Below are 4,227 nucleotides of genomic sequence, written 5' to 3' on the forward strand. Positions count from 1 at the left end.
ACATGAGTATCATCATCGATACGTTTTACCTTCACTTCATCAACCGCTAAAACCGCAATCATATTTTCATGTCGTGGCAAGATCCCCATCTCACCATCCAGAGTTCGTACCGATACAAAGCTGGCATGGTGATCATAGACGAGGCCATCTGGTGTCACGATCTGGACAGTTAAATGAGCCATAGATCACCTCTTAAAATCCCATTTTCTCTGCCTTAGCAATGACGTCTTCGATTGAACCGACACCACGGAAGGCATCTTCTGGTAGCTGGTCATGTTTTCCTTCAAGGATTTCCTTAAAGCCACGAACTGTTTCCGCTACTGGCACATAAGAACCAGGTTGACCAGTAAATTGTTCTGCAACGTTAAAGTTTTGAGACAAGAAGAACTGGATACGACGGGCACGAGCAACCAAGGTCTTTTCTTCATCAGAGAGTTCATCCATACCAAGGATAGCAATGATATCTTGCAATTCATGGTAACGTTGAAGAACACGTTTAACTTCCGCAGCTACAGCATAGTGCTCCTCACCAACAATCTCAGGTGCCAAGGCACGAGAGCTTGAAGCCAGTGGGTCAACGGCTGGGTAAATCCCCAACTGTACCAACTTACGTTCCAAGTTAGTCGTTGAATCCAAGTGAGCGAAGGCTGTTGCTGGCGCTGGGTCAGTATAGTCATCCGCAGGCACATAGATGGCTTGGATAGAGGTTACAGAACCCTTCTTAGTTGACGTGATACGCTCTTGCAATTGACCCATTTCTGTAGCAAGTGTTGGTTGGTATCCAACGGCTGATGGCATCCGACCCAAAAGGGCAGATACTTCTGAACCAGCCTGAGTGAAACGGAAGATATTGTCAATAAAGAGAAGCACGTCTTGGCCTTCTACATCACGGAAGTATTCAGCGATTGTCAAGCCAGTAAGGGCAACACGCATACGTGCTCCTGGTGGTTCATTCATCTGACCAAATACCATTGCTGTTTTCTCGATAACGCCTGATTCTTTCATTTCCCAGTAAAGGTCGTTCCCTTCACGAGTACGTTCCCCAACACCGGTAAATACGGAAATACCCCCATGTTCTTGGGCAATGTTGTGAATCAATTCTTGGATTAAGACGGTTTTACCAACTCCGGCACCACCGAAGAGTCCGACTTTCCCCCCTTTAAGGTATGGGGCAAGAAGGTCGATAACCTTAATCCCAGTTTCAAGAATTTCAGAAGAGGTAGACAATTCATCAAAAGTTGGAGCTTTTTTATGAATTGGCTGACGCTCAGCGTCTTCAGCAAAAGGAGCATCCAAGTCAATGGTATCTCCCAAAACATTGAAGACACGTCCCAAAGTTTCTTTACCTACTGGAACCGAGATTGGACGACCTGTGTCCAAAACTTCCATTCCACGAGTCAAACCATCTGTTGATTCCATGGCGATCGTACGGACCATACCATCACCCAACTCCAAGGCTACTTCAAGGACGATTTTTGTTTTTCTTTCGTCATTTTTGTAGACGACAAGTGCATTGTTAATCTCAGGAAGTGGTTCCCCAGCTGCAAACAAAACGTCTACAACGGGTCCGATAACCTGAGCAATTTTACCTGAACTCATCTCCTTCTCCTATTCTATATAAGATACTGTCGGTTCCTAGCTCAACTAGGTCCTAATACTCTTCGAAAATCTCTTCAAACCACGTCAGCGTCGCCTTACCGTACTCAAGTACAGCCTGCGGCTAGCTTCCTAGTTTGCTCTTTAATTTTCATTGAGTATAAGTTCATTTTGATACGAGGGAGGCAAAGCCTTATTCTAAGGCACTAGCCCCCGCTACGATTTCTGTAATTTCTTGTGTAATCGCCGCCTGTCTGGCACGGTTATACTGGATAGTCAAATCATTGATAACTTTCTTGGCATTATCAGTCGCTGTCTGCATAGCTGTCATACCTGCGGCATTTTCAGCTGTCTTGGCATCGATAATAGCCCCGTAAATCATACTTTCGGCATACTGTGGCAACAACTGCTCTAGAATCTCATCACGGCTCGTTTCCAACTCAAAGGTTAAGCTATACTCCTCATCTGCTTCATTTGGATCGAGGTCAACAATCGGAAGCATTTGCTCCACACGCATTTGGCTGGTAAGCGTATTGACGTGGTGATTATAGCAAACATAAAGTTCATCAAAGAGTTCATTTTGGTACATCTCAATCGTTTTTGAAATAATTTTACGAACTTCATCAAAACTTGGTTGGTCGGCCAAGCCCCGCAATTCATAGATTGGTTGAATGCCACGAGCCTTAAAGAAATCAGCCCCCATACCACCAATACAGATAACTTCAAAGTCATCACCATTTGGATGATATTCTTCTTTCAGCTCCATCACAGCTTTAAGGATGGAAGCATTATAACCTCCAACCAAGCCACGGTCTGAAGTAATAACGATATAGCCTGTTTTCTTAACTGGACGACTAATGAGCATTGGATTGGTAGAGCCACCAGATCCGTTACCATGTAGAATATCCGTCAAAAGCTTACGAACCTTCTGAGCATAAACTTGAAAATTGCGTGCTGCTTCTTCAGAGCGACCTAACTTGGCAGCCGATACCATTTGCATGGCATTAGTGATTTGACTAGTATTTTTTGTTGAGGCGATTTTTGTTTTAATATCATTTAGAGATACTGCCATCTGACACCTCTATTCTTATTGGAAGCTGGATTGATTGAGAAACTCTGTAATCGCAGCATCCAAGACTGCTTCTTCTGGCAAGTCTTTTGTTTCACGAATGGTTTCCAAAATCTCTGGATGTTGTGCATCAAAGAAGGCATGGAACTCTTCCTCAAAACGAACAATGTCATTTACAGGAACTGTATCCAAGAATCCGTGTGTCAAAGCATACAGGATCGTCACTTGTTTCTCAACAGGCAAAGGCTTGTGAACAGGTTGTTTCAATACTTCTACCGTACGACGACCACGATTCAACTTAGCTTGAGTAGCCGCATCCAAGTCCGAACCGAACTTAGTGAAGGCTTCTAACTCACGGTATGAAGCAAGGTCGATACGAAGAGTACCAGCAACCTTCTTCATGGCTTTAATCTGAGCAGAACCACCTACACGAGATACAGATGAACCCGCATCAATAGCTGGGCGAATACCTGCGTTAAAGAGTCCATCTCCAAGGAAGATTTGTCCGTCAGTGATAGAAATCACGTTGGTTGCGATATAGGCAGAGATATCTCCTGCTTGCGTCTCAATAAATGGTAGGGCTGTGATTGATCCACCACCAAGCTCGTCAGAAACTTTGGCTGAGCGCTCAAGCAAACGGCTGTGAAGGTAGAAGACATCCCCTGGGAAGGCCTCACGACCTGGTGGACGACGGAGCAAGAGAGAAAGTTCACGATAAGCTACCGCTTGTTTAGATAGGTCATCATAAACGATCAAAACATGCTTGCCTTGGTACATGAATTCTTCTGCCATAGCGACCCCTGCATATGGAGCAAGGAAGAGTAATGGAGAAGGTTGTGAAGCTGAGGCTGTCACAACGATTGTGTAATCCAAGGCACCGTACTGACGAAGTGTTTCTACTTGTGTACGAACTGTTGATTCTTTTTGTCCAATCGCTACATAGATACATATCATATCTTGCCCTTTTTGGTTCAAGATGGTATCGATTGCAATGGTTGTTTTCCCTGTCTGACGGTCACCAATGATCAGCTCACGCTGACCACGACCAATCGGTACAAGGGCGTCAATAGCTTTCAAACCTGTTTGCAATGGTTCTGATACAGACTTACGCTCCATAACACCAGGAGCTGGTGCTTCTACTGGACGAGTCTTGTCAGTATGGATTTCTCCGAGACCATCAACGGGACGACCAAGTGGATCCACAACACGTCCAATCAAGTTATCACCGACAGGAACTTCCATGATTTTACCCGTGCGACGGATAGTGTCTCCTTCACGGATATCCGTGAAGTCACCGAGAATGATGATCCCAACGTCTGTTGATTCCAAGTTTTGCGCCATACCATAAGAGCCGTTTTCAAAAATCAAGAGCTCTCCACTCATGGCATTTTCAAGGCCGTGGGCACGCGCAATACCGTCCCCGATATAGGTTACAACACCAGTTTCAGTCACATCAAAAATGGGTTTGAAATTTTCAATTTGTTGCTTAATTAAAGCGCTGATTTCTTGTGCGTTAATTGCCAAAAGAACACCACTTTCTATTTCAAATTTTCTTTAACAAC

3 protein-coding genes and 1 pseudogene are annotated in these 4,227 nt (G+C 44.5%); all 4 read right to left on the reverse strand.

The window, feature by feature from the left end:
* Positions 1-182: pseudogene (locus GMD4S_RS11510) on the reverse strand (F0F1 ATP synthase subunit epsilon); the annotation flags it as partial.
* A gap of 10 nt (positions 183-192) precedes the next feature.
* Complete coding sequence (atpD, locus tag GMD4S_RS11515) at positions 193-1,599, reverse strand: F0F1 ATP synthase subunit beta (RefSeq protein WP_000094367.1); 1,407 nt, start codon at positions 1,597-1,599, stop codon at positions 193-195.
* A gap of 190 nt (positions 1,600-1,789) precedes the next feature.
* Positions 1,790-2,668, reverse strand: coding sequence for a F0F1 ATP synthase subunit gamma (locus GMD4S_RS11525; protein WP_000301234.1), 879 nt, complete (start codon positions 2,666-2,668; stop codon positions 1,790-1,792).
* Between the two features lie 15 nt (positions 2,669-2,683).
* Positions 2,684-4,189, reverse strand: coding sequence for a F0F1 ATP synthase subunit alpha (gene atpA, locus GMD4S_RS11530; RefSeq protein ID WP_000996615.1), 1,506 nt, complete (start codon positions 4,187-4,189; stop codon positions 2,684-2,686).
* Positions 4,190-4,227 lie beyond the last annotated feature (38 nt).

Source organism: Streptococcus sp. GMD4S (genome assembly GCF_000296955.1).

What these genes read in the sequence shown, in the direction of transcription:
- GMD4S_RS11525 (WP_000301234.1), bottom strand. Translation starts at nt 2,668, where the DNA reads ATGGCAGTATCTCTAAATGATATTAAAACAAAAATCGCCTCAACAAAA.
- atpD (WP_000094367.1), bottom strand. Translation starts at nt 1,599, where the DNA reads ATGAGTTCAGGTAAAATTGCTCAGGTTATCGGACCCGTTGTAGACGTT.